Here is a 25,970-nt window from a genome sequence, read left to right on the forward strand (position 1 = left end):
TGTTGACTCGGAACAAGTGTTCTGGTAAGGTATAAATACAAACAAACGTTCTAGGAGTGATTACTAATGTTGAAAATATATAAACACCAAATAAAAGCATATGTAACAGTATTATTTGTTACTATGTTATTAAGTGCATTATTTATTTTAAGTGCACATAATAATGCAGAATCAGAACAGACGTACGAAATGACTGATCATCAAATGACGAATAAACCTGCTCAAAACGAACAATATAATGTGGAAATTGAAGGGAATAGCGAACACGAACATCAACCGGTTATTGCAGCGGTTAAATAATCATTTAAATAAAAAGTAACTTGGAAAAGCAAGCATGTTAATAGTAAACAGGGATAAAGTGAGCGAAACGATTTAGTTTCGCTCACTTTTTTGTTATATTTTTCCTAGATTATAAATTACGGAGGTTTACTATGGCTAACAAGGGTGGCGTAGATTTAGAACGTATTAATGAATTAGCAAAGAAGAAAAAAGAACAAGGACTTACTCAAATTGAAGCCAAAGAACAATCTAAGTTGCGTAAAGCTTATTTAGATGAATTTAGAGGCAAATTCAAGCAACAAATTGAAAGTACTAGGATTATTGATTCAGAAGGAAATGATGTTACACCTAATAAAGTGAAAAAAATATTAGATTCTAAAGATAAAGAAGATAAAAACTAAATCATTTTTTTGTTAAATAGAAGCAAAATAATGTATAATGATAATGAATCTTGCTAGAAGAAAGGAAGTCATTTTAGATGAATATAGAAAAAGATCAATTAGCGATAGATACGATTAGAGCGTTAAGTATCGATGCTATTGAAAAAGCAAACTCAGGTCACCCTGGATTACCAATGGGCGCTGCTCCTATGGCCTATACTTTATGGACGCGTCATTTAAACTTTAACCCCCAATCAAAAGATTTCTTTGATAGAGATCGCTTTGTATTATCTGCGGGTCATGGGTCTGCGTTATTATACAGTTTATTACATGTTTCAGGTAGTTTAGAATTAGAAGAACTTAAACAATTTAGACAATGGGATTCTAAAACGCCTGGTCATCCTGAATTTAGACATACGGATGGAATTGAAGTAACTACGGGTCCACTTGGACAAGGTTTCGCTATGTCGGTTGGTATGGCAATGGCAGAAAAACACTTAGCTGGTAAATTTAATAAAGATGATGCACAAGTTGTAGATCATTATACTTATGTACTTGCTTCTGATGGTGACTTAATGGAAGGTGTTTCACACGAAGCTGCTTCATTAGCAGGTCATAGTCAATTAGATAAACTTATTGTTTTATATGATTCTAATGATATTTCTTTAGATGGTGATTTAAATAAAGCATTTTCTGAAGACGTTAAAGGTCGTTTCGAAGCATACGGTTGGAAACATATTTTAGTTGAAGACGGTAATGATATTGAAGCAATTGATAAAGCAATTGAAAAAGCGAAATCAAATGATGTACCTACAATAATCGAAGTTAAAACAATTATTGGTTATGGTGCACCAAATAAACAAGCTTCTCATGGCGTGCATGGTGCGCCATTAGGTGAAGACGAAAGAAAATTAGCTTTTGAAAATTATGGACTAGATCCTGAAAAACGTTTCAATGTGCCTGAAGAAGTATATGAAATTTTCCAACAAAGTATGCTAAAACGTGCTAATGAAAAAGAAGAAGCATGGAATAAACTTGTTGAAGAATATAGTAGTAAGTACTCAGATTTAGCTGAAGAATTCAAACTAGCTATTAGTGGTAAATTACCAGTAAATTATAAAGATGAGTTACCACACTTCGAAGCTGGCCATAGCGGTGCTTCACGTGCGGATTCAGGAGAAGTAATACAAGCATTAAGTAAAAAAGTACCTTCATTCTTTGGTGGGTCAGCTGACTTAGCTGGTTCTAATAAATCAAATGTAAAAGATGCGGCTGATTTTAACAAAGATACACCAGAAGGCAAAAATATTTGGTTTGGTGTGCGTGAATTCGCAATGGGAGCTGCAGTAAATGGTATGGCTGCACATGGTGGATTACATCCATACGGTGCAACATTCTTCGTATTCAGTGATTACTTAAAACCAGCACTTCGTTTATCATCAATCATGGGCTTAAATTCAACATTCATCTTTACGCATGATTCAATTGCTGTTGGTGAAGATGGTCCAACACATGAACCAATCGAACAATTAGCTGGTTTACGTGCGATTCCTAATATGAATGTGATTCGACCTGCAGAAGGTAACGAAACACGTGTGGCTTGGGAAGTAGCACTAGAATCAGAAAGTACACCAACATCATTAGTATTAACGCGTCAAAACCTTACAACAATGGACTTACCAAAAGAAACTGTTGAAGTGGGCGTACGTAAAGGTGCTTATGTAGTGTTTGAATCTGACAAAGAAGCAGAATTCTTATTATTAGCAACAGGATCTGAAGTTAACCTTGCTGTAGATGCAGCAAAAGATTTAGAAGCACAAGGTAAAGGCGTTCGTGTTGTATCAATGCCTAACTGGAATGCATTCGATCAACAATCTGCTGAGTATAAAGAATCAGTATTACCATCATCAATTACAAAACGTGTAGCTATTGAAATGGCTTCACCACTTGGTTGGCATAAATATGTCGGCACACAAGGCAAAGTCATCGCTATTGATGGATTTGGTGCAAGTGCGCCTGGCGATTTAGTGATTGAAAAATATGGTTTCACTAAAGAAAACGTATTGAATCAAATACAAACATTCTAATTAATATAATTAATTATTTAAATTGTTGGTATGAGAGCGAAAGTTCTCATACCAATTTTTATTATTAGATATAAAGGATAGCTTATATTTACAAAATGATTTTGTAATTGATATAATACATAAGGTTGAAAAATATATTAATTGAGTTGCTCTTGAAAAGGAGTACCAATTTTAGTAAAATTCATTAGGATAGGAAAGTGGGTGAAACAATGGCAACTTGGTTAGCAATTTTATTAATCGTGTTAGCACTAATTCTAGGACTAGTCGGTGGATTTTTCCTTGCAAGAAAATATATGATGGATTATCTTAAAAAGAACCCACCAATTAACGAAGAGATGCTACGTATGATGATGATGCAAATGGGTCAAAAACCATCTCAAAAGAAAATAAATCAAATGATGACGATGATGAACAAAAATCAACAGGATCAAATGAAAAAAACAAAATAATGTTCTATACGGGGTTCGAGCCAATAAGTGAATTGGTTTGGACCTTTATTTAGTAACGATAAGATGAAACCAATTAAAACCCTAGATATATAAAATATTTTTCAAAATCAATGATCGTTTTATCGAGGGATTTGTGCCTCATACTCTAGAGTATTCAATAATTAAAATGTGAGTTTAATATTTCAAATATTCAGAAAATATTTGATTGTGACATTATTTTTGTTATAATTGTGTATATATAAGGGAGGTATCGATAAGTGAAGGATGCTTATGACATGGAAGACAGAGAAGTATTAGATCGACTAGCTAATATGCACATTAACTTTCCGAACGATGAAGCTTTTAAGAAATATCATAATGCAATGCAAATTCATGATATGAATTATCTTAGATATACATTAAATGATGCATTATCAGCATGTGTTAATTCGCATGTGCAATAGAGAAAAAATGGTAGAATAAGCCTTTATCAAGGTTCATTCACATTGTCGACAAAGTCTTAATGGCTTTGTTGGCATTTTTTATGGTGTATATTGTAGATTTTTAGTCTCACAAAGCTTTAGTCATAGCACTTCACTTTTCCCAAATAATAAAAAGAGACAATAGTAGTAATTTATATTATTCGCATAGTTGTTAAGCATATTTAGTATAAGAAATTTATTATTTATAGAAGTAAAAGTTATTGATAGTTTTTATTTACTTTATTTGAAAATGCTAAAATGTACTATGTAATGTTAGAATGATAAAATAGTTGAAAACGAATTAAAAATACTGATTAATATTTTGTTAAGTGATATAATATCGAAAGTAAATATCATCTTATAGAAATTTAAAGAAGGTGTAAGTGTGTTATATTTAGTAATTTCTATAATTTTCGCTTTTATAATGGGACTAGGTGCTATCTTTATACGAATGAAAGCGCAAAATTTTCCAGTTAATGAAAAGAAAATTATATTACCACCATTTTTTATGGCAACAGGTGCTTTAATGTATGTTGTTCCATATTTTAGATTAACTGGTCTTGAAATTGTAGAATGTATCATTTTAGGTATAGCGTTTTCTACAATTTTAATATGGACATCTAAATTTGAAACTCAGGGCAGTGAAATATATATGAGACGCTCTAAAGCTTTTCCTATCATTCTTATTTCATTACTGTTAATACGTACATTGCTTAAAATATTTATTAGCAATAAGATAGACCCAGGAGAAATTGGTGGCATGTTTTTCTTGCTTGGTTTTTCTATGATTGTTCCTTGGCGTTTAGCAATGTTATATAAATATAAAAAGCTTAAAAGTACATTAATTCAATAGCTTAGAGAGGCTGGGGCATAAATACATGTCTCAGCCTCGATTTTTATATTGGTAGTAGTAGACAGAAGTAAAAATACGTTTATATTAAATTTTAAAACACTTCTTCACTTAAGAAGATAAGTAGTTCTTATACAAGAGCTCAAGCTTTTGGATTCTTTTTATAGTCATCTTTATCGTTCTAGACTTATGCTACAAATTATTATTAGAAAAAATATTTCTGTTCCCTTCTTATTTTTATTATACTTGTCTTATTAGTAAAAATATTATAATATACAAATACGAACAAATGTTCTGTTAGAGGTGTTAAAATGAAAGTAATACATACGGCCGATTGGCATTTAGGCAGAATTTTAAATGGTAAGTCACTATTAGATGATCAAGCATATATTTTAAATCGTTTTATAGAGGCGATGGAAAATGAGCAACCAGATGTCATAGTAGTTGCAGGTGATTTATATGATACGAGTTATCCAAATAAAGATGCTATTCAATTATTAGAAAGTACAATTGATACTTTGAATTTAGAGATGGGCATTCCGCTCATTATGATAAGCGGTAACCACGATAGTAAAGAACGATTGAACTATGGTTCCAGGTGGTTTGAAAAATCAAATTTATATATACGTACAAAACTTGAAGATATGAATGTACCTGTTTCAATTGGAGATATAGATTTTTATACTTTACCTTTTGCAACGATTAATGAAACACAACACTTTTTAAAAGATAATACGATAGAAACTTATCAACAGGCTTTAAGTAGATCTATTGAATATATGAGTAATCATATAAATAAAAATAAAACCAATATTCTAATTGGTCATTTAACTGTACAAGGTGGGATTCGTTCAGAATCAGAGAGACCTTTATCTATAGGTACAGTCGAATCTGTAGAAGCTGACTCGTTTCAACAGTTTGATAGGGTTATGCTGGGCCATTTACATCATCCTTTTAGTATAGATTCTGATTTTATAAGCTACAGTGGGTCTATACTTCAATACTCTTTTTCTGAAGTGAATCAACCTAAAGGGTATAGAACGATTGAAATTAATGAAGATACAATTAAAGAGAAGTTTATACCGATAGTACCTTTAAGACAATTAGAAGTTATAGAAGGCGATTACGAAGATGCGATACAAGAAAAATTAAAGGTAAGAGATAAAGATAATTATCTACACTTCAAACTAAAACATATGTCTCATGTTAGTGATCCAATGGTACATTTGAAACAAATTTATCCTAATACATTAGCACTTACAAACCAAACCTTTGATTTTAGCGCACATATTCATCAAGATAACTATGAAATTCAAAAATTAGATGATGAAACAATTATTGATAATTTCTATAAAAATATTACTGATGAAGAACTAACACAAACTCAAAGTAGAACAGTAGCTAAAGTATTAAATGATTTACTCGAAGGAGAATCTGAATAAATGAGACCCTTAACATTAAATTTAAATAATTTCGGACCTTTCTTAAAAGAAATAATAGATTTTAATAACGTAAAAGATAATCAGCTTTTTTTAATCAGTGGTAAAACTGGATCAGGTAAGACAATGGTTTTTGACGCAATTGTGTACGCACTTTTTGGTGAAGCGTCTACTAAAGATAGAAAAGAAAGTGATTTAAGAAGTCACTTTGCAGATAGTAAGACTCCTATGATTGTAGAATTTGAATTTAAGCTAAGAGACCATATTTTTAAAATTGTGCGACAAGGTGCATTTATTAAAGAAGGTAATAAAAATAAAACATTAGGCCAGTTAGCCATATATCAATACGAAGACAATGAATATAATCTGAGAGAGAGTAAAATAAATACGGGTAATCAATTTATCAGAGATTTATTAGGCGTAAACGCTGAGCAATTCAGACAACTTTTTATATTACCTCAAGGAGAATTCAAAAGATTTTTACTATCTAAAAGCTCAGAGAAGCAAGAAATTTTAAGGACACTTTTTAATAGTCAGCGTTTTGAAGAAATACAGAAACACTTGAGTAATGACGTAAAAGAAGTTAGAGAACAAATTGAAAAGAGATTCAATATATTAGAAAATAATTGGCATGATATTGAAACATTTAACGATGAAACATTAACTGAATATAAAACAATTAATGCTAGACAAACAAATCGAATTATGGAGTTATTGCCTGAATTTAAAGAAAAAGCTCGAAAAATACAACAAGAAATTAAGGAAAAAAAGAATAAATATAAAGATGAAGTAACCTTGGCAGAATATAATTTAAATCTTAATTTAAAACTTGAAGAAGCATTAACTCAACTCAAAGAGAAACAACAGCAATATGAACAGCTGCTTTTAGATGATGACGAAATCCAAAAGAAAATAAAACTATTAAATGAAATTTATGAAGTAAGACCGTTAGCCAATTTGTTAGAGTCTAAAGAAACGCTATCTTTAAAAAAGGGGAAGGCAATAAAAGATATCGAAGAAAAAGAAGAAGCGATTAATATCCTCAAAAATAAAGCACATGAAAATAAAAAGCAACTCAAAAAATATTTACAGACTTCAGATACATTAGAAGGTTTTAGAAAGTATGTAGAAAAATGTAAGTTGTTTTATGATAAAGCAACTAAATATCAAGATGCCTACCATCAACGTGAAACAATAAATAACGCTTATAAAACACTTGAAGAAAAGATGAAAATACAAAAGCAATTACTGGATGATATCGCTGAGAAGTTAAATCATCGTAAGACTGATTATAAAAAAGTCGAATTGCTTAATTCACAAATTTTCAATTTAAATAATGAGATTAAAGAATTAAAACAGAATGAACGCAAAAAAAATGAGTTTGAAAGTTTACAGGAAAGAAAAAAACAGAGACTAGCAGATATAGAAGAATTTCATATGCAGCTTCAACAATTAGATGACAAACATTCTAATATAGATAAATCGAATATAGATTTAAACAATAAAAAGGATATTATTGCAAAAGTTCAGTCAGTATTAAATTCAGGAGATACATGCCCGGTTTGCGGAAATGAAGTACATTCAATTGAGCAACACCTAGACTTTGATGAACTTATGGAAAGACATCAAGAGTTAACTGCAATAGAAGAACAACATAGAGACATGAAAGAAAAAAAGATAAAAATCGAAAGTGAATTGAACCATTTAAATGAACAAATAGAAAAATTTTCTCAAGAGGAACTTAACAATACGAATTACCATGAACTTGAAAAGCGTATTGATCATAAACATGCTGAGAAAGAGAATCTAGAAAAAGAAAATGAAGAGATTAATCAATTAAAAGAGAAATTACAAAAAAAGGAACAAAGTTATCACACGCTTGAATTAGATATGAAAAACAAGCAACATACTTTAAGAGAAAATGATATTACTATAAATGACTTCGAACATAACACTGAATTTGATAATGTTACTAAGTTTATGAAAGTTTATGAAAGTAATTTAGAAAAGATAAAAGAATATGATGATGTTATTTATAAATTAGAACAAAATATTCTAAATAGTAATCAGCAACTGTCTATTGAAGAAAATAGTAAATCATTTTTAGAATATAACTTAAAAGAATTAAATAATGAATTGAAAAATATGGATTTGAAGATTGATGAAGAAATGGATAGAATTGGTTTCACTCAATTTGAGCAAGTAAAAGAAACGATAGTTAAAGTAGCAGATAAAGATAAAATTGAAGCAGAGGTCAATACTTATAATAAAGAGAAACAATCATTGGAATTAGTTATTTCCCAACTCAGTGAGGAAACGAAAAACAAAAAACTTCAAGATAGCCAACATTTAAAAGAAATGCATCAACAAAAGCAACAAGTATTAGAAGAAATAGCTACGTCATTAAGCCAACATGAATATAAGATTGATTTTAATCAGAAAAAAATCAATGAAATTAATACAATTATACAAAAATTAGAAAAGGAATTGAAAGCACAGCAAGAAGTATTTCAATTAGCCGAAATCTTGTCAGGTAAAAATGATCAAAAGTTAACATTAGAAAACTATGTATTAATTTACTATTTAGAACGAATTCTTGCTCAAGCCAATCAACGCTTAGCATTAATGACAGGGCAACGCTATCAATTAACAAGAAGAGAACAAATATCACAAGGATACAGTGGACTTGAAATAGACGTCTTTGATTCGCATTCGAATCAAGCTCGACACATTTCATCATTATCTGGTGGAGAGACTTTCCAAGCATCATTAGCATTAGCATTAGGACTTAGTGAAGTAGTTCAACAAGAGTCTGGAGGTATTGCTTTAGATTCAATGTTTGTAGATGAAGGTTTCGGAACATTAGATCAAGAAACATTAGAAACAGCACTAGATACATTATTGAGTTTGAAATCTACAGGAAGAATGGTAGGTATTATTTCTCACGTAAGTGAACTTAAGCAAAGAATTCCATTAATACTTGAAGTTAGTACAGAGCAATATCAAAGTACTACACAATTTAAAAGGCAATAATTAAATAAACCAACCAATTGCTATAAAAGCGTTTGGTTGGTTTATTTATAGATGTTTTACCTTGAACAAATATTTTCATTTATTTTATTATTTAATACTTGATTGAAAAGGAAGGAAAAATATTTGTTAATTCAGATATATATTATTTTTTATTTGTGTATGCCTCAATATAAGTTAATCAATGAATATGAATGACTTATTGTATGTTTAATAATGGTAGTGCGCGGTAGGCATGTACAAATTATTTTATAATGATAAGTGAAATTAAGCTCACAAATTTAAGAAGATACTTAAAAATATGCATAAAAAATACCAACAAAATCGATAGATTGAGTTGATAGTCAGAAGCAATGAACATCAAATATTTATTGATTTTTTTCACGTAGTAAATCACGAATTTCTGTTAATAATACAGTGTTTTCTTCAATTTCATCTTCTTCAGGCTTCATTAAGGTATTTGCAATTTTAACAAAGATGAATAATGCAAAAGCGATGATAATGAAATCTATGATTGATTGTACGAACATACCATATTCGATGCCCATGAACGTCCAACTTTTTGCAAAGTCAACAGTTCCGAAAATCAATCCAATTAAAGGCATGATAATGTATGCAACTAGTGCTGTAACAATCTTGTTGAAAGCTGCACCCATAACTACAGCTACTGCTAAATCTAAAACATTACCCTTTAATGCAAATTCTTTAAATTCCTTTAACATTTTATGACACCTCTTAATTAAATATAAATTTTATTATACAATAAGTTTTAAATAAAGAGAATAGTTTTTTTAACTAAATTTGATATTAACACTAGGGTTTGTTATTCTAAGACGTGGCGAAAGATAAAAATAGAATTTGTTGTAATTTTTCTATTTAGGATTTAAAAAATTAAATAAGATGAGAAAGGGAGTTATTATTAATGAATTCTTCTAACGATAAACTTAGTGGTAAGAAGATATCTCCAGTTTTTATCTATAGTGCGATTCTCGTAGCGATTGTAGTGCTCATTGGTGCATTCTTGCCGGAACAGTTTGATACTGTAACAAATACAATTAAACTATGGATAACGGACAAACTCGGATGGTATTATTTAATACTTACAACTTTCATCGTTTTCTTCTGTGTTTTCCTAATATTCAGTCCAATCGGTAAACTGAAACTTGGTAAACCGAATGATAAACCTGAATTTAATACAATTTCATGGTTTGCGATGTTATTTAGTGCCGGTATGGGAATTGGACTTGTGTTTTATGGTGCTGCTGAACCGATGGCTAACTTTGCTGCGCCACCAACTGCAGATCCAAAAACAACTGAAGCGTATACTGAAGGTTTACGCGCAACATTCTTCCATTGGGGCTTCCATGCATGGGCAATTTATGGCGTAGTAGCATTAGCGCTTGCGTATGCTCAGTTTAGAAAAGGCGAACCGGGCCTTATTTCTAGAACTTTACGACCTATCTTAGGTGATAAAGTAGAAGGGCCTATCGGAACTATAATCGACGTATTAGCAGTATTTGCTACTGTTGTTGGTGTTGCCGTATCACTTGGTATGGGCGCACTACAAATTAATGGTGGCTTGAATTACTTATTCGGTGTTCCAAATAATATATGGGTACAAGCAATTATCATATTAATTGTAACTATATTATTTATCATGAGTGCTTGGTCTGGATTAAGTAAAGGTATCCAATATTTAAGTAATCTAAATATCAGTTTAGGTTTAATATTGATGGTAGCTGTACTTATTATTGGCCCAACTGTATTAATTTTAAATATGATGACAAGTTCAACAGGTAGTCTATTGAATTCATTCCTATTTAATTCGTTTGATACAGCAGCTTTAAACCCTCAAAAAAGGGAATGGATGTCTAGTTGGACACTTTACTATTGGGGTTGGTGGTTAAGTTGGAGTCCATTCGTAGGTATATTTATTGCACGTGTATCTAAAGGCCGTTCTATCCGTGAATTTATTTCAGGCGTACTTTTAGTACCTGCGTTAGTAAGTTTCGTTTGGTTCAGTGTATTTGGTGTACTAGGTATTGAAACTGGTAAGAAAAATCCTGAAATATTCGATATGACCGTAGAAACACAACTCTTTGCTGTGTTTAACGAAATACCTTTAGGTTTAATATTATCAATTATTGCATTAATACTAATTGCATCATTCTTTATTACTTCAGCTGACTCAGCTACATTCGTTTTAGGTATGCAAACGACATATGGTTCGTTAAATCCTTCGAATTACATCAAAGTCACTTGGGGTATTGCACAGTCATTAATTGCTTTTGTATTATTATTTGCTGGTGGTGGTGATGGTGCACAAGCACTGAACGCGATTCAGAGTGCTGCCATTATAAGTGCCTTGCCGTTCTCTTTTGTAGTTATAATGATGATGATTTCATTCTACAAAGATGCGAACAAAGAGCGTAAGTTCTTAGGCTTAACACTGACACCTAATAAACATAGATTGCAAGATTATGTACAACATCAAGAAGATGAATATGAAGATGACATTATTGAAAGACGTAAACCACTAAGAGACTCTGAAAAAACCGAAAAATAATGTGAATTAACTGGGGCATCCTAATGGGTCCCCAGTTTTTTTGTATGTAAAATGATTATATATTAAGTAGGAGTGGCTTTTGTTAAAGCATTTAATATAAATGCAAGTAATAGAATGTAAAAGAATTAAAATGTAATTAAGAAATAGCTGATAATGATTCTCAATTGATAACATTAACTTATTACACAATCAACCTGTGATAAGTTATACTTATATATACTGATTGAAAAATCAAATCTAAATTATATAGTTTTCTAGTATTATGTAGTTGTTTTAAGTTGCATTTAATTATACAATTCAGATAACGGCATATAATCAATATAAATTTCAAGGGGGATTTTTATGGCTTCTAATATTAAACAACAAGCGAAAAAATCGTTTGAGCTTAACGGAAAATCGTATACGTTTTATGATTTAAACACGTTAGAAGAACAAGGTTTAACGAAATTATCAAAATTACCATATTCAATAAGAGTATTACTAGAGTCAGTTTTAAGACAAGAAGATGGGTTTGTAATTACTGACGAACACATCAAAGCATTATCTGACTTTAACAAAGGTGCAGAAGGCGAAGTACCATTTAAACCTTCACGTGTTATTCTACAAGATTTCACAGGGGTTCCTGCTGTTGTAGACTTAGCATCATTACGTAAAGCAATGAATGATGTTGGCGGAGATTTGGATAAAATCAATCCAGAAGTACCTGTAGATTTAGTTATTGACCACTCAGTTCAAGTTGATAGCTATGCAAATCCAGATGCATTAGAACGTAATATGAAATTAGAATTTGAAAGAAACTACGAGCGTTATCAATTTTTAAATTGGGCTACTAAAGCATTTAACAACTATAGTGCAGTGCCACCAGCAACTGGTATCGTTCACCAAGTTAACTTAGAGTATTTAGCAAATGTTGTTCATGCTCGTGAAGTAGACGGTGAAACTGTAGCGTTTCCTGACACATTAGTTGGTACTGACTCACATACGACAATGATTAATGGTCTTGGTGTATTAGGTTGGGGCGTAGGTGGTATCGAAGCTGAAGCCGGAATGCTTGGTCAACCTTCTTACTTCCCAATTCCTGAAGTGATTGGCGTTAGATTATCTAACGCATTACCACAAGGTGCAACAGCTACAGACTTAGCTTTACGTGTGACTCAAGAATTACGTAAACAAGGCGTGGTTGGCAAGTTCGTTGAATTCTTTGGCCCAGGTGTACAGCATCTACCATTGGCCGACCGTGCAACAATTGCAAACATGGCTCCAGAATATGGCGCAACTTGTGGTTTCTTCCCAGTCGACGAAGAAGCATTAAAATATATGCGCTTAACAGGTCGTTCTGAGGATCAAATCCAACTTGTGAAAAAATACTTACAAGAAAACAGCATGTTCTTCACAGTAGAAGAAGATGAACCAGAATATACTAAAGTTGTTGAATTAAATTTATCAACTGTTGAAGCTTCATTAGCAGGACCAAAACGTCCTCAAGATTTAATTTTCTTAAGTGATATGAAATCTGAATTCCAAAAATCAGTTACTGCACCAGCAGGTAACCAAGGTCACGGATTTGATGAGAGCGAGTTTAATAAAACTGTTGATATTGAATTTAAAGACGGTTCAAGTACAACAATGAAAACTGGTGACTTAGCTATTGCTGCGATTACATCATGTACTAATACATCTAATCCATATGTAATGCTAGGTGCTGGACTTGTTGCTAAGAAAGCAGTTGAAAAAGGATTAGAAGTTCCAGAATATGTTAAAACTTCATTAGCGCCAGGTTCAAAAGTTGTTACAGGTTATTTAAATGATTCAGGTTTAAACAATTATCTTGATAAACTTGGATTCAACCTTGTAGGTTATGGTTGTACAACTTGTATTGGTAACTCAGGCCCATTACTAGAAGAAATTGAAAAAGCTGTAGCAGAAGAAGATTTATTAGTTACATCTGTATTATCAGGTAACCGTAACTTTGAAGGGCGTATCCATCCTTTAGTTAAAGGTAACTACTTAGCTTCACCACAATTAGTTGTTGCATATGCTTTAGCAGGCACTGTAAATATCGATTTACAAAATGAACCTCTAGGTAAAGGCAAAGATGGCGAAGATGTATATCTTAAAGACATTTGGCCTACAATTAAAGAAGTTTCTGATACTGTAGATAATGTTGTTACACCTGAATTGTTCAAAGAAGAATATGCAACGGTATACAATAATAATGAAATGTGGAACGAAATCGATGTTACAGATAAACCATTATATGACTTCGATTCTGAATCTACTTACATTCAAAATCCTTCATTCTTCCAAGACTTATCTAAAGAGCCAGGAACAATTGAATCACTTAAAAATTTACGCGTTATGGGTAAATTTGGAGATTCAGTAACAACTGACCATATTTCGCCAGCAGGTGCTATTGGTAAAGATACACCAGCAGGTAAATACTTATTGGATCACGATGTTCCAATTCGTCAATTTAACTCATATGGTTCACGTCGTGGTAACCATGAAGTTATGGTTCGTGGTACTTTTGCTAATATTCGTATTAAAAATGAATTAGCTCCAGGTACAGAAGGCGGATTCACAACGTATTGGCCAACAGGTGAACAAATGCCAATATACGATGCAGCAATGAAATATAAAGAAGATGGCACTGGCTTAGTAGTATTAGCAGGGAATGACTACGGCATGGGCTCTTCACGTGACTGGGCAGCTAAAGGTACAAACCTTTTAGGTGTTAAAACAGTTATTGCCCAAAGTTACGAACGTATTCACCGTTCAAACCTAGTTATGATGGGTGTATTACCTTTACAATTTAAAGACGGAGAGTCTTCAGAAAGTTTAGGCATCGATGGAACTGAAGTTATTTCAGTTGATATTGATGAAAATGTTAAACCTCATGATTTAATTAAAGTACAAGCTAAAAAAGAAAATGGTGAAGTCATTGAATTTGAAGCAGTTGCACGTTTTGATTCAAATGTGGAAATGGACTATTACCGTCATGGTGGTATTTTGAAACTTGTATTGAGAAAAAAATTAGCTAATAAATAATAACTTAAAAATTACACAGTCGCTGACTGATATTTAAATTTACTTGTTTTAAGTTCTTATGCAAGAGCTTAAGTATTAATATTTCTTTATCTAATCAGCCTTGTGGGGCGGGAAGATGAAATCAAACGTTGATTTCTGTCCTGCTCCCTTTTTTATGTTAATATTTAATGTGTAATAATGATTATGTGTATTTGAAAAGAGGACGTAGAATGATTTACAGTATGACAAAAATAGAATCACGTTACCAAGAGACAGACCAAATGGGTGTAATTTATCATGGTAATTATCCTACTTGGTTCGAAGTCGCACGTACAGATTATATCTCTAAATTAGGCTTCAGTTATAAAAAAATGGAAGATGCGGGTATTATCTCACCAGTAACGGAGATAGATATTAAATATATTAAATCCATCACTTATCCTGAAAAGGTAACAATTAAGACGTGGGTAGATAAATACTCAAGATTGAGATATGTATATTGTTATGAGATTTTTAATGAAGCAGGCGAGTTAGCGACTACAGGATCTACAACTTTAACTTGTATCAAAAAGGAGGACTTTAAACCTATTAGGCTAGATAAATATTTTCCAGAGTGGCACGCAGCTTATCTTGATATTGATCAAAGAAATAAAGCGGACGAAACATTAGAGCTTGTGAAGCGTATTTAACTTAACAATGCTTTTCATTAAGTATTGATGGAATGATACATGACAAGACAAAAAAGAAAAAGGATGATTTCTAAAGTATTTAATAGAAATCATCCTTTTTCTTTTTTGTCTTTAATTTTTTTATCTCGAAACCTTCTTTAATGATACTAACGATAAATCATTTGAAACTAAAAGTTTAAATACAAGTGCATAAGCAATATTATATAGAAGGAAGATAATAACCAACACGATTGTACATTAACTTAAGCTCAAAATAATTTAACTATATATTATTTAGTAGTATATGAAATTTCGTCAACGCCATCATTTATATCGATGAATAAATTATCATCTTTAAAATACCACAAATCTTTTTCCGCGATTACAACGTCTAAACCTTCGTAATTGTTTTCGTAACCAATTTCAACTTCATTTTTTCTGTCTACGCTAAAGGCAGGGCTAAATCCTTGTTTTAACTGAAATTCTCCACCATAACGAACGAAAAATTGTAACACTTTATCACCTTCAGGTAATTCAAGTTCCTCTTTAAACCAAGACACTGCATTATTTGAAAGTTCTATTTCCATAATAAAAGTCTCCTTTCGGTTCACAAGTGCTTAACTTATGATAGTTAGTCACTAATCTAAAAATTAGTATTATATACATTACCCGTTTTGAGTAATACTAAAGACATTATAGCATAAATTATTAAAAGATTATTTAAAATCAATTTAGACATAAATGAAATAGCGAAAATCTATGTTAAAGCGCTACATTAGTAGTATAATAGAAGTAATGATGTTTTAAAGTAATCGGAGAAATTAATTCTTCGTACGTGGATGTTAGGGGGCTTAAGCTAAAATAAAAAGCTGGAGGCAATGAAGTCCCCTAGCTTTTTATTTTAATTACTTGATTATTTACATAGTGACTTGTGTAATAGTTACATCCATTTTATTTTAGGTTCTTCACCTTTGAATATTCTTACAATATTAGAACGGTGTCTAAGGATTAGTAATACAACCACACCGACGCTAACGATAAACAAGATGACGTCTCGAATTAATACAGCACCAATAAGACAACAAATTGACGCAACAATACTTGAAAGCGAAACATATTTTGTTAATTTCAATATTATAAAGAAAATAGCAACTAATATAATTAATAAGATAGGATTCATACCGAGTATAACGCCAGCACTTGTTGCAACGGCTTTACCACCTTTGAATCCGAGGTAAACTGGATATACATGACCTAAAATTGCGAAAGCACCAACGATTAATCCATTTGTGAAAAATGAACTAATTGGACCTTCTGCACTGACAGGTAACCATAGTGGTAAAAAGACAACAATGAACCCTTTAAATATGTCTGAAAAAGTAACTAGGAATCCTGCTGGCTTACCTAATACTCTAAAGCTATTTGTCGCGCCAGTGTTGCCACTACCAAATTGTCTAATATCTTTTTTATAAAATAATTTTCCTATTACATAGCCACTTGGAAAAGCACCAATGAGGTAACTTAGTATCAACATGATTATAATCATTATATATAATCCACATCCTTTAATGACATTAAAATTATTTTACCATACAAGAGCATAATAAGACGAATAAAAATTTTCCTAAAGGAATGAATTATTTTTCGAAAAATGATTTGGTGCTTGCAATTTATCCGGATTTATATAAGAATAACTAATGTATAGTTTTAAAAACGAACGTATGTTTGTAGGAGGGCGAAACGATTGGCAATGAATAAACAAAATAACTATTCGGATGATTCCATACAGGTTCTTGAGGGATTAGAGGCCGTAAGAAAAAGACCTGGTATGTATGTTGGTTCTACCGATAAACGTGGATTACATCATCTAGTGTATGAAGTTGTCGATAATTCCGTCGATGAAGTATTAAACGGTTTTGGTAGTGAAATCATAGTAACTATCAATAAAGATGAAAGTATTACAATAGAAGATAATGGACGTGGAATGCCAACAGGTATCCACGCATCAGGAAAACCTACTGTTCAGGTCATTTTCACGATACTTCATGCAGGCGGTAAGTTTGGACAAGGCGGATATAAGACTTCAGGTGGGTTACACGGCGTAGGTGCATCAGTTGTCAATGCGCTGAGTGAATGGTTAGAGGTTGAAATCTGTAGAGATGGCACGATATATACCCAAAGTTTTAAAAATGGTGGTAAACCATCATCAGGACTCGAAAAACATGGTAAAACAAAAAGAACAGGTACAAAAGTAACGTTTAAACCGGATCCTGAAATTTTCAAAACAGCAACATCATTTAATTACGATATGTTAAGTGAACGATTGCAAGAGTCGGCTTTTTTACTTAAAAGCCTAAAAATCACGCTTAGAGATTTAAGAGCTGGTAAAGAACGTGAAGATGTCTACCACTATGAAGATGGCATTAAAGAATTTGTGAGTTATGTTAATGAAGGCAAAGAAGTGATACACGAAGTCGCTAATTTTTCTGGTGAAGCGAATAAAATTGAAGTAGAAGTAGCATTTCAATATAATGATCAATACTCAGAAGGTATCTTGAGTTTTGTTAATAACGTACGTACTAAAGATGGAGGCACGCATGAAGTTGGTTTTAAATCAGCTATGACACGTGTATTTAATGATTATGCGCGACGTATTAACGAATTAAAAGAGAAAGACAAAAATCTAGATGGTAACGATATAAGAGAAGGGCTTACAGCAATTATATCATTACGTGTTCCGGAAGAATTACTTCAATTCGAAGGACAAACCAAGTCTAAATTGGGTACTCCGGAAGCTAGAAGTGCGGTTGATTCTGTTGTGTCTGACAAATTACCGTATTATTTAGAAGAAAAAGGGCAATTATCTAAATCTCTAGTAAAAAAAGCACTAAAAGCCCAACAAGCGAGAGAAGCAGCACGTAAAGCAAGAGAAGATGCACGCTCAGGCAAAAAAAATAAACGAAAAGATACATTACTCTCTGGGAAGTTAACACCTGCACAAAGTAAAAATACTGAGAAGAAAGAAATATACTTAGTAGAGGGTGACTCTGCAGGTGGTTCTGCTAAATTAGGAAGAGATCGTAAGTATCAAGCTATATTACCACTAAGAGGTAAAGTGATAAACACAGAGAAAGCTAAACTTGATGATATATTCAAAAATGAAGAAATCAACACAATTATCCATACAATTGGTGCAGGTGTTGGTAACGAATTTAAAATTGAAGATAGCAATTATAATAGAATCATCATCATGACAGATGCAGATACCGATGGTGCACATATCCAAGTATTGTTATTAACATTCTTCTTTAAGTATATGAAACCTTTAGTAGAAGCTGGGAGAATATTCATTGCGCTACCTCCTTTATACAAATTAGAAAAAGGTAAAGGTGCTTCGAGAAAAATTGAGTATGCTTGGACTGACGAAGAATTAGAGCAATTACAAAATAAATTAGGTAAAGGTTTTACGCTACAACGTTACAAAGGTCTTGGTGAAATGAACGCCGATCAATTGTGGGAAACAACAATGAATCCTGAAACTCGAACGTTAATTAGAGTACAAATTGAAGATGAATTGCGTTCTTCTAAACGTGTGACCACATTAATGGGTGATAAAGTTGCACCACGACGTGAATGGATTGAAAAAAATGTTGAATTTGGCTTACAACAAGAACAAAGTATTTTGGATAATAATGAAATTCAAATTTTAGAACAGGAAAACCCCGATGAGGAGGAAATAAATTGAGTGAAATAATTCAAGATTTATCGCTAGAAGATGTTATTGGCGATCGATTCGGTAGATACAGTAAATACATCATTCAAGAGCGTGCATTGCCAGACGTTCGTGATGGGCTCAAACCTGTTCAAAGACGTATTCTATATGCAATGTATTCAAGTGGAAACACGTATGATAGAAATTTCCGTAAAAGTGCTAAAACTGTCGGTGATGTCATTGGACAATATCATCCACATGGTGACTCCTCTGTATATGATGCAATGGTTCGACTGAGTCAAGAATGGAAATTACGCCATGTATTAATCGAAATGCAAGGTAACAATGGTAGTATTGATAATGATCCAGCGGCAGCTATGCGTTATACGGAAGCTAAATTAAGTCGTATCTCAGAAGAACTATTAAGAGATATTAATAAAGAAACAGTACCATTTATGCCGAACTATGATGACACAACAATGGAACCTATGGTCTTACCAGCAAGATTACCTCATTTATTGATTAATGGTAGTACCGGTATATCTGCAGGTTATGCAACAGATATACCACCTCATAACTTGGCAGAAGTAATACAAGCCACACTTAAATATATTGATAACCCTGATATTACAGTGAGTCAATTGATGAAATATATTAAAGGACCAGATTTTCCTACTGGTGGTATTATCCAAGGTATTGATGGTATTAAGAAAGCTTATGAAACAGGTAAAGGTAAAATCATTGTCCGTTCTAAAGTAGAATTAGAAGAACTACGAAATGGTAGAAAAGAGCTTATCGTTACTGAAGTACCATATGAAGTGAATAAAAGTTCACTAGTTAAAAAAATGGATGAGTTACGCGCAGATAAAAAAGTAGACGGTATTATTGAAGTACGTGATGAAACAGACCGAACTGGTTTGCGTATAGCAATTGAATTGAAGAAAGATGTAAATAGTGAAGCGGTGGCGAACTTCTTATACAAGAATACCGATTTACAAGTTGCATATAACTTTAATATGGTTGCGATTAGTGATGGACGTCCTATACTTATGGGCATACGCCAATTTATTGACAGCTATATCAATCACCAAATTGACGTTGTGACAAAACGTACGCGTTATGAATTAAATCATGCTGAAAGTAGAATGCATATTGTTGAAGGTTTAATGAAGGCACTTTCTATTTTGGATGAGGTCATAAAACTCATTAGAAGTTCTAAAAATAAAAAAGATGCTAAAAATAACTTAGTAGCTGAATATGATTTTAGTGATGTTCAGGCTGAAGCAATTGTGACGTTGCAATTGTACCGTCTTACAAATACAGATATTGTTGAATTACAAAATGAACAGGATGAATTGAAAAAGACTATCGAAGCTTTAAGAAACATCCTAGATAATCATGATGCCTTATTAAATGTTATTAAAGAAGAATTAACTGAAATAAGAAATCGCTATAAACAAAAACGTTTGTCTTCAATTGAAGCGGAAATTACGGAAATTAAAATTGATAAAGAAGTTATGATACCAAGTGAAACTGTAATTATGAGTGTCACAAAACATGGTTATATAAAACGAACTTCTTTACGTAGTTTTAATGCAAGTGGCGCCGAAGAAGTTGGTGTTAAAGAAGGCGATGAGCTGCTGAAATATCAAGAAGTTAATACTTTAGATACAGCACTTGTATTTACTAATAAAGGACGTTACTTGTATATTCCAGTGCATAAACTATCAGAAATCAAATGGAAAGATTTGGGTCAACACGTATCACAAATCGTACCTATAGATGAAGGTGAACATGTCATAGACGTCTTTTGCGAACGTGACTTTAAACCTGAAGCATTTTATGTTCTTGCAACACGTAATGGTATGATTAAGAAAAGTAATGTTTCTATGTTCAAAACTTCACGCTTTAATAAACCATTAGTATCAATGAAATTAAAAACTGATGATGAAATAATTAATGTCATGCGTATAGAGGATCCACAACTGATTACAGTACTTACACATAAAGGTATGTCATTAACATATAGTAGTGATGAACTTTCTGATACTGGTTTAAGGGCAGCTGGTGTTAAATCTATTAACTTAAAAGATGAAGATTATGCAGTGCTTACACAATTGATATCTGAAAAGGATTCAATTTTAATGGCGACGCAAAGAGGTTCATTAAAACGTATAGGATTTAAAGTATTACAAACAGCAAAACGTGCACAACGTGGACTTACATTATTGAAAGAACTTAAGAAAACACCTCATCGTATTGTAGCTGCCGAAGTTGTCCAGCCAGGACAAAAGCAATATACAATCTATTCAAATAAACAACAAGAAACAGGAAATATTAAAGACATTCATCTATCAGAACAATACACAAATGGTAGTTTTATCGTAGATATTAACGACTTTGGAGAAGTGGAAAGTTTAGTTGTTAAATAATATGAATTGAAAAAACTGTTAGTAAATACAACTATATAGTGATAAAATACCTTTTAGGTGAAAGAAAAACAAAGCCAAGAGATTTATAGTGGAGCAAAATATAATAGTGCAAGGCTTTTAGCTAAGCACTATTAAATCTTCGCTCACTTTCATGTCCACATATGCATTTTGATTATTAATATGTACATGAAATAACTATAAATCTCTTGATTTTTCTATGAAATTTAAATTATATAGATTGAGAGGGATTAAATTGAGTAATTTTGATAGTTTAATTCCAGATTGGTTCAAAACTTTTGTTCAAGTCGGGAATGATTTAATCTGGTCGCAATATTTAATTGGGCTACTAATAACAGCAGGTTTATACTTTACTATTAGTTCTAAATTTGTTCAATTAAGATGGATTCCAGAAATGTTTCGTGCCATTGGCGAAAAACCTGAAACATTAGATAATGGTAAGAAAGGGATCTCGCCTTTCCAAGCATTTGCAATAAGTGCTGGGTCTCGTGTAGGTACTGGTAACATTGCAGGTGTTGCAACCGCAATTGTACTCGGTGGCCCAGGTGCAGTTTTTTGGATGTGGGTTATTGCATTGATTGGTGCAGCGAGTGCTTTTATAGAAGCAACTTTAGCACAGGTATATAAAGTGCCTGATGAAGATGGTGGTTTCCGTGGTGGACCAGCTTATTACATAACAAAAGGTTTAAATCAAAAATGGTTAGGTGTTTTATTTGCCATATTAATTACAGTGACATTTGCATTTGTTTTTAATACTGTGCAATCTAATACAATTGCTGAATCATTAAAAACACAATATAATGTAAGCCCTACTGTAACGGGTATTATTTTAGCGGTACTAACAGGCATTATCATTTTTGGTGGTGTACGCAGTATTGCTAAAATATCATCAATTATCGTACCATTTATGGCAATCATATATATTGGTCTTGTAGTTATTATTTTGTTTATCAATTATGACCAAATTATTCCAATGATTACTATGATTGTTAAGAGCGCTTTTGGATTTGAACAGGCGACTGGTGGTGCTGTTGGTGCAGCAATTTTACAAGGGGTTAAACGTGGTTTGTTCTCCAATGAAGCTGGTATGGGTTCAGCACCTAATGCTGCTGCAACAGCAGCCGTTCCTCACCCAGTAAAACAAGGTTTAATTCAATCGTTAGGTGTATTCTTTGATACAATGCTTGTTTGTACAGCAACTGCGATTATGATTTTATTATATACAGGATTAGAATTTGGTGAAAATGCGGCGCAAGGTGTTGCAGTAACACAATCTGCACTTAATGAACATTTAGGTAATGCGGGTGGTATTTTCTTAACAGTAGCAATAACCTTATTTGCGTTTTCATCTGTAGTAGGGAACTATTACTATGGACAATCAAACATTGAATTTTTATCTAAAAATAAAGCCTTATTATTTATTTTTAGATGTTTAGTTGTTGTACTCGTATTTGTAGGTGCGGTAATTAAAACGGAAACTGTTTGGGGCACGGCTGATGTATTTATGGGCTTAATGGCAATCGTCAACTTAGTCGCAATTATAGGACTATCTAATATTGCATTTGCAGTTATGAATGATTACCAACGTCAACGTAAAGCAGGTAAAAAACCTATCTTTAAACCGGAAGAATTAGAAATTAATTTGTTTGGCATTGAAAGCTGGGGCATGAAAAAGAAATAATTATATAAAGTGAGTAACTATGTATTTTCTATAAAATGGAAATGCATAGTTTTTTAATGGAATCATACTATAAAATTAATAGAAAAGCGCTTTACTACTTTCAATTTTATAATTTTCACTATATAATGCTTATTGACATAATAAGAAGGATGAATGACATGAGTGCTTACCTTATTACAAAGGTTTTAAATAACAATGTAATTATTTGTACTAATGAAAAGCAAGAATATGTATTAATTGCAAAAGGCATTGGTTTTAATAAAAAGATTGGAATGACATTACATGAAAGCCAATCTATTGAAAAAGTATATATATTAGATCAAAAATCACAACAGGACCACTATAAAACATTGGTCGAATTAGCTGATGATAACTTGATACAAGCCGTGATCGATGCAGTAAATATTATTACCAATTCGGTAATGAAAATAGATAATCAAAAATTGGTTGTTTCGCTAACAGATCATATTATTTTTGCATATAAGCGTATGAAACAAAACCAATTAATTAATAATCCATTTGTCGTGGAAACAAAGCAATTATATAGTGAAGCATATGAAATAGCAGAAAAAGTAATTGAACGATTAAATCATGTTTTAGAGGTAAACTTTCCAGAAGATGAAATTGGTTTTATCGCATTACATATTGCTTCTAATACTGAAACAGTGTCCATACGTGAGATGGAAACTATAAATGAGTTAATTAATAAAAGTATTTTTATTTTAGAGCATGATTTGAAACATACAATAGATAAAGAAACGGTTCAATATCAACGGTTTATTAGGCACATTCAATTTTTAATAAGAAGATTAAATAAAGGGGAAGTACTGCAAAAAACAAGTGCGTTTGAAGAATTATTAAAAACGCAATACCCTTTGTGTTTTAATATCGCTATGAAAATAATGAGAATGTTGCAACAAGAACTAAATGTTACTATATATGAGGCAGAGGTCATTTATTTAACATTACATGTTTATCATTTTATGGCTGATAAAACGTCAGATCAAATATAATTTAATTTATTACAAAATCAAAAATAATAAAAATTTCTTTTTTAAAATCTTCTGATTTTGAGAGCGCATGCTTGCCTGGGGCATGGCTCGAGCCCGTAGTCTCTCGCTCATACAGTTATTCAAATTGTTGAAAGCATTCCAAAAACATAATTCTAAGCATTCAATCTCTTTAATGGTGCGTCATGTTATCATCTTAAAATGATGGTTTCTACTTTATTTATGTAGAAACCATCATTTTTTTAGTTATCTGAAAAGCTTAAGTCTCAGTCTCTATTTTTGAATATTAAAGATGATATTTAAAAACGTTATTTAATTTAAATAAAAATTAATTTTACTTTTTAAAAGGTTGAAATGTAAAGAGTATATAGCCAATATTAAATAACATATAATAATGTATTAAGATTGGTTATTTCAACGCAAACAAGGTTTACAGCTTATGATGAACATTATAGACTTAATCTTCAGGTTAATTATGAGTAAGGAGGCTACAGTTGCGTGAAGTATTATGATGAAGTTCCTATTATAAGAGCAGTAGCTGCTATGTTAGTTGTAGCAATTCATACAGTCAATAGTATTAGTTATTCAGCTTCAACTGGCGAATTTACTTCTGACGCTTTAGGTTATATCAATCAAATTGCAAGATTAGGCACGCCTGTATTTGCTGTTATTAGTGCTTTTTTATTGACTATATCAGTAATTAACAGGGGATTTAGTTTAAATTACTTTATGAAATCTAGATTTAGTAAAATCTTTATTCCTTATATAATTTGGACGATTTTTTATTTATTATATAGGGAATATTTTTTACATAACCTTGAAGAAGATGGTAACTTAATTAACTATTTCGTTTATGGTAAAGCTAATTTTCATTTATACTTTATTTTGACTGTCATTCAATTTTATTTTCTTTTTCCATTTGTACATAAATTCAAAAAAGGTTGGCCAATTATATTGGCTTTCATTTTAGCGACCATTGTCAACGTTGTTTGGATCGTAATTCAGCCAATTTCATTGGGGGGCGGAGGAATCGAACGCTTTGTTAATGATAAATTGTTTGTTTTGAATTGGATTTCATTCTTTATGCTAGGCATTGTATATGCTAAATTTTATAATGAAATAAAAGAATTGATATTTAAGTATAAAACGTTTCTTACTATAATTATTGCGATATTATTTATAGACTTACTCATAAGTATTGATTTAGATAATCTCAATAGTTCAATCACAATTTCGAATATTATTTATATTCCTTTCTTTATTGTTTTTCTTAATTACATGTATGAGCATGTTAAGAAAAATAAAGTTGTATTAAATACGTTGACTGTAATTGGTAACTATTCAATGGGAATATACTTAGTTCATTATGTTGCCATACAATTCGTAAAAAGATTACCAATCGTAGAAAACATAGCACCACAAAGTAAATTCATGAGCGTCTTTATTGCAGCAGTTGCACTATCTGTATTATTGGTATACTTAATTGGAAAATTACCTTATGGCAATTATATCGTTCCGATTCCTAAAAAGAAGACTAATAAAAATACAGTTATCGCTGAGGAACCAGTTCGTGAAAATGAACCCACTTTAAATTAATAATTTAGTACTTTCACATTATTGTGGAATCTACTATCATTTAGGCAAACCAAGCAAATCATCACGTTTGGTTTGTTCTTTTTTATTTAATCTTCAGTTCAACTACTTTTTTAAAGAGATAGTAGTACAAAATAATGGAAGTATTGTTGTATCATTATTTATGTGTATAATTTCTCAAAAAGATTCTTACGATATATAATGTGGTAAAATATATGTTTGGAAGATGACGAATGTGTTAATATTAGTAAATAAAGCGACAATGCATTTTTATGTTCGTAGTTTTGT

At 31.8% G+C, this 25,970-nt stretch carries 19 protein-coding genes; 16 read left to right on the forward strand and 3 right to left on the reverse strand.

Going from position 1 to position 25,970, the window contains the following annotated elements:
- Nucleotides 1-66: 66 nt before the first annotated feature.
- From sosA to sbcC, 8 genes are all read left to right on the forward strand, one after another.
- Nucleotides 67-300 carry a DNA damage-induced cell division inhibitor SosA gene (gene sosA, locus ACA31_RS04125; protein ID WP_057512101.1) on the forward strand — a complete coding sequence of 78 codons (234 nt, stop codon included), beginning with the start codon at nucleotides 67-69 and terminating at the stop codon, nucleotides 298-300.
- A 131-nt stretch (nucleotides 301-431) separates the two neighbouring features.
- On the forward strand, nucleotides 432-680 hold the full coding sequence (locus ACA31_RS04130) for a DUF896 domain-containing protein (protein ID WP_057512102.1): 249 nt from the start codon (nucleotides 432-434) through the stop codon (nucleotides 678-680).
- Between the two features lie 77 nt (nucleotides 681-757).
- Nucleotides 758-2,746 (forward strand): transketolase, encoded by a 1,989-nt coding sequence (gene tkt, locus ACA31_RS04135; protein ID WP_057512103.1) that lies wholly within the window; start codon nucleotides 758-760, stop codon nucleotides 2,744-2,746.
- A gap of 209 nt (nucleotides 2,747-2,955) precedes the next feature.
- Nucleotides 2,956-3,195 (forward strand): YneF family protein, encoded by a 240-nt coding sequence (locus ACA31_RS04140; RefSeq protein ID WP_021338794.1) that lies wholly within the window; start codon nucleotides 2,956-2,958, stop codon nucleotides 3,193-3,195.
- Between the two features lie 257 nt (nucleotides 3,196-3,452).
- Nucleotides 3,453-3,638 carry a hypothetical protein gene (locus tag ACA31_RS04145; RefSeq protein ID WP_057512104.1) on the forward strand — a complete coding sequence of 62 codons (186 nt, stop codon included), beginning with the start codon at nucleotides 3,453-3,455 and terminating at the stop codon, nucleotides 3,636-3,638.
- Nucleotides 3,639-4,041: 403 nt separating this feature from the next.
- Nucleotides 4,042-4,509, forward strand: coding sequence for a CcdC family protein (locus ACA31_RS04150; RefSeq protein WP_057512105.1), 468 nt, complete (start codon nucleotides 4,042-4,044; stop codon nucleotides 4,507-4,509).
- 308 nt (nucleotides 4,510-4,817) lie between these two features.
- Nucleotides 4,818-5,948, forward strand: a complete 1,131-nt coding sequence (sbcD, locus tag ACA31_RS04155; protein WP_057512106.1) for an exonuclease subunit SbcD — start codon at nucleotides 4,818-4,820, stop codon at nucleotides 5,946-5,948.
- Entirely contained in the window at nucleotides 5,949-8,978 is a 3,030-nt protein-coding gene (gene sbcC, locus ACA31_RS04160; RefSeq protein ID WP_057512107.1) for an exonuclease subunit SbcC, read from the forward strand.
- A gap of 365 nt (nucleotides 8,979-9,343) precedes the next feature.
- Here sbcC and mscL read toward each other — a convergent pair whose 3' ends face one another.
- Complete coding sequence (gene mscL, locus ACA31_RS04165) at nucleotides 9,344-9,697, reverse strand: large conductance mechanosensitive channel protein MscL (protein ID WP_057512108.1); 354 nt, start codon at nucleotides 9,695-9,697, stop codon at nucleotides 9,344-9,346.
- Between the two features lie 200 nt (nucleotides 9,698-9,897).
- On the opposite strand from mscL, the gene ACA31_RS04170 reads away from it, so the two are divergent.
- From ACA31_RS04170 to menI, 3 genes are all read left to right on the forward strand, one after another.
- A complete protein-coding gene (locus ACA31_RS04170; protein WP_057512109.1) occupies nucleotides 9,898-11,541 on the forward strand; it encodes a glycine betaine uptake BCCT transporter in 1,644 nt (547 codons plus the stop codon).
- 342 nt (nucleotides 11,542-11,883) lie between these two features.
- Complete coding sequence (gene acnA, locus ACA31_RS04175) at nucleotides 11,884-14,589, forward strand: aconitate hydratase AcnA (RefSeq protein ID WP_057512110.1); 2,706 nt, start codon at nucleotides 11,884-11,886, stop codon at nucleotides 14,587-14,589.
- Nucleotides 14,590-14,798: 209 nt separating this feature from the next.
- Nucleotides 14,799-15,257 carry a 1,4-dihydroxy-2-naphthoyl-CoA hydrolase MenI gene (gene menI / locus ACA31_RS04180; RefSeq protein WP_057512111.1) on the forward strand — a complete coding sequence of 153 codons (459 nt, stop codon included), beginning with the start codon at nucleotides 14,799-14,801 and terminating at the stop codon, nucleotides 15,255-15,257.
- 269 nt (nucleotides 15,258-15,526) lie between these two features.
- Here the strand turns inward: menI and ACA31_RS04185 are convergent, their stop codons facing one another.
- Together ACA31_RS04185 and plsY are read right to left on the reverse strand one after the other, a co-directional pair.
- Nucleotides 15,527-15,823, reverse strand: a complete 297-nt coding sequence (locus tag ACA31_RS04185) for a HesB/YadR/YfhF family protein (RefSeq protein ID WP_057512112.1) — start codon at nucleotides 15,821-15,823, stop codon at nucleotides 15,527-15,529.
- 353 nt (nucleotides 15,824-16,176) lie between these two features.
- Nucleotides 16,177-16,785, reverse strand: a complete 609-nt coding sequence (gene plsY, locus ACA31_RS04190; RefSeq protein ID WP_057512113.1) for a glycerol-3-phosphate 1-O-acyltransferase PlsY — start codon at nucleotides 16,783-16,785, stop codon at nucleotides 16,177-16,179.
- Nucleotides 16,786-16,986: 201 nt separating this feature from the next.
- On the opposite strand from plsY, the gene parE reads away from it, so the two are divergent.
- The 5 genes from parE to ACA31_RS04215 all read left to right on the forward strand — a co-directional run bounded on the left by parE (nucleotide 16,987) and on the right by ACA31_RS04215 (nucleotide 25,685).
- On the forward strand, nucleotides 16,987-18,981 hold the full coding sequence (gene parE, locus ACA31_RS04195) for a DNA topoisomerase IV subunit B (protein ID WP_156393428.1): 1,995 nt from the start codon (nucleotides 16,987-16,989) through the stop codon (nucleotides 18,979-18,981).
- On the forward strand, nucleotides 18,978-21,380 hold the full coding sequence (gene parC / locus ACA31_RS04200; RefSeq protein WP_057512115.1) for a DNA topoisomerase IV subunit A: 2,403 nt from the start codon (nucleotides 18,978-18,980) through the stop codon (nucleotides 21,378-21,380). The genes parE and parC overlap by 4 nt, the downstream gene beginning before the upstream one ends.
- A gap of 253 nt (nucleotides 21,381-21,633) precedes the next feature.
- Nucleotides 21,634-23,079 carry an alanine/glycine:cation symporter family protein gene (locus ACA31_RS04205; protein WP_057512116.1) on the forward strand — a complete coding sequence of 482 codons (1,446 nt, stop codon included), beginning with the start codon at nucleotides 21,634-21,636 and terminating at the stop codon, nucleotides 23,077-23,079.
- A gap of 158 nt (nucleotides 23,080-23,237) precedes the next feature.
- On the forward strand, nucleotides 23,238-24,092 hold the full coding sequence (gene glcT / locus ACA31_RS04210; RefSeq protein WP_057512117.1) for a glucose PTS transporter transcription antiterminator GlcT: 855 nt from the start codon (nucleotides 23,238-23,240) through the stop codon (nucleotides 24,090-24,092).
- 495 nt (nucleotides 24,093-24,587) lie between these two features.
- Nucleotides 24,588-25,685 carry an acyltransferase family protein gene (locus tag ACA31_RS04215; protein ID WP_057512118.1) on the forward strand — a complete coding sequence of 366 codons (1,098 nt, stop codon included), beginning with the start codon at nucleotides 24,588-24,590 and terminating at the stop codon, nucleotides 25,683-25,685.
- Nucleotides 25,686-25,970 lie beyond the last annotated feature (285 nt).

The sequence above is a fragment of the Staphylococcus sp. NAM3COL9 genome (assembly GCF_001431205.1).
Taxonomy (GTDB): Bacteria; Bacillota; Bacilli; order Staphylococcales; family Staphylococcaceae; genus Staphylococcus.

Coding starts and splice junctions, on each gene's coding strand:
- ACA31_RS04140 (WP_021338794.1), top strand. CDS start 2,956: ATGGCAACTTGGTTAGCAATTTTATTAATCGTGTTAGCACTAATTCTA.
- tkt (WP_057512103.1), top strand. CDS start 758: ATGAATATAGAAAAAGATCAATTAGCGATAGATACGATTAGAGCGTTA.
- ACA31_RS04170 (WP_057512109.1), top strand. CDS start 9,898: ATGAATTCTTCTAACGATAAACTTAGTGGTAAGAAGATATCTCCAGTT.
- sbcD (WP_057512106.1), top strand. CDS start 4,818: ATGAAAGTAATACATACGGCCGATTGGCATTTAGGCAGAATTTTAAAT.
- acnA (WP_057512110.1), top strand. CDS start 11,884: ATGGCTTCTAATATTAAACAACAAGCGAAAAAATCGTTTGAGCTTAAC.
- ACA31_RS04185 (WP_057512112.1), bottom strand. CDS start 15,823: ATGGAAATAGAACTTTCAAATAATGCAGTGTCTTGGTTTAAAGAGGAA.
- menI (WP_057512111.1), top strand. CDS start 14,799: ATGATTTACAGTATGACAAAAATAGAATCACGTTACCAAGAGACAGAC.
- sosA (WP_057512101.1), top strand. CDS start 67: ATGTTGAAAATATATAAACACCAAATAAAAGCATATGTAACAGTATTA.
- glcT (WP_057512117.1), top strand. CDS start 23,238: ATGAGTGCTTACCTTATTACAAAGGTTTTAAATAACAATGTAATTATT.
- ACA31_RS04130 (WP_057512102.1), top strand. CDS start 432: ATGGCTAACAAGGGTGGCGTAGATTTAGAACGTATTAATGAATTAGCA.
- parE (WP_156393428.1), top strand. CDS start 16,987: ATGAATAAACAAAATAACTATTCGGATGATTCCATACAGGTTCTTGAG.
- mscL (WP_057512108.1), bottom strand. CDS start 9,697: ATGTTAAAGGAATTTAAAGAATTTGCATTAAAGGGTAATGTTTTAGAT.
- sbcC (WP_057512107.1), top strand. CDS start 5,949: ATGAGACCCTTAACATTAAATTTAAATAATTTCGGACCTTTCTTAAAA.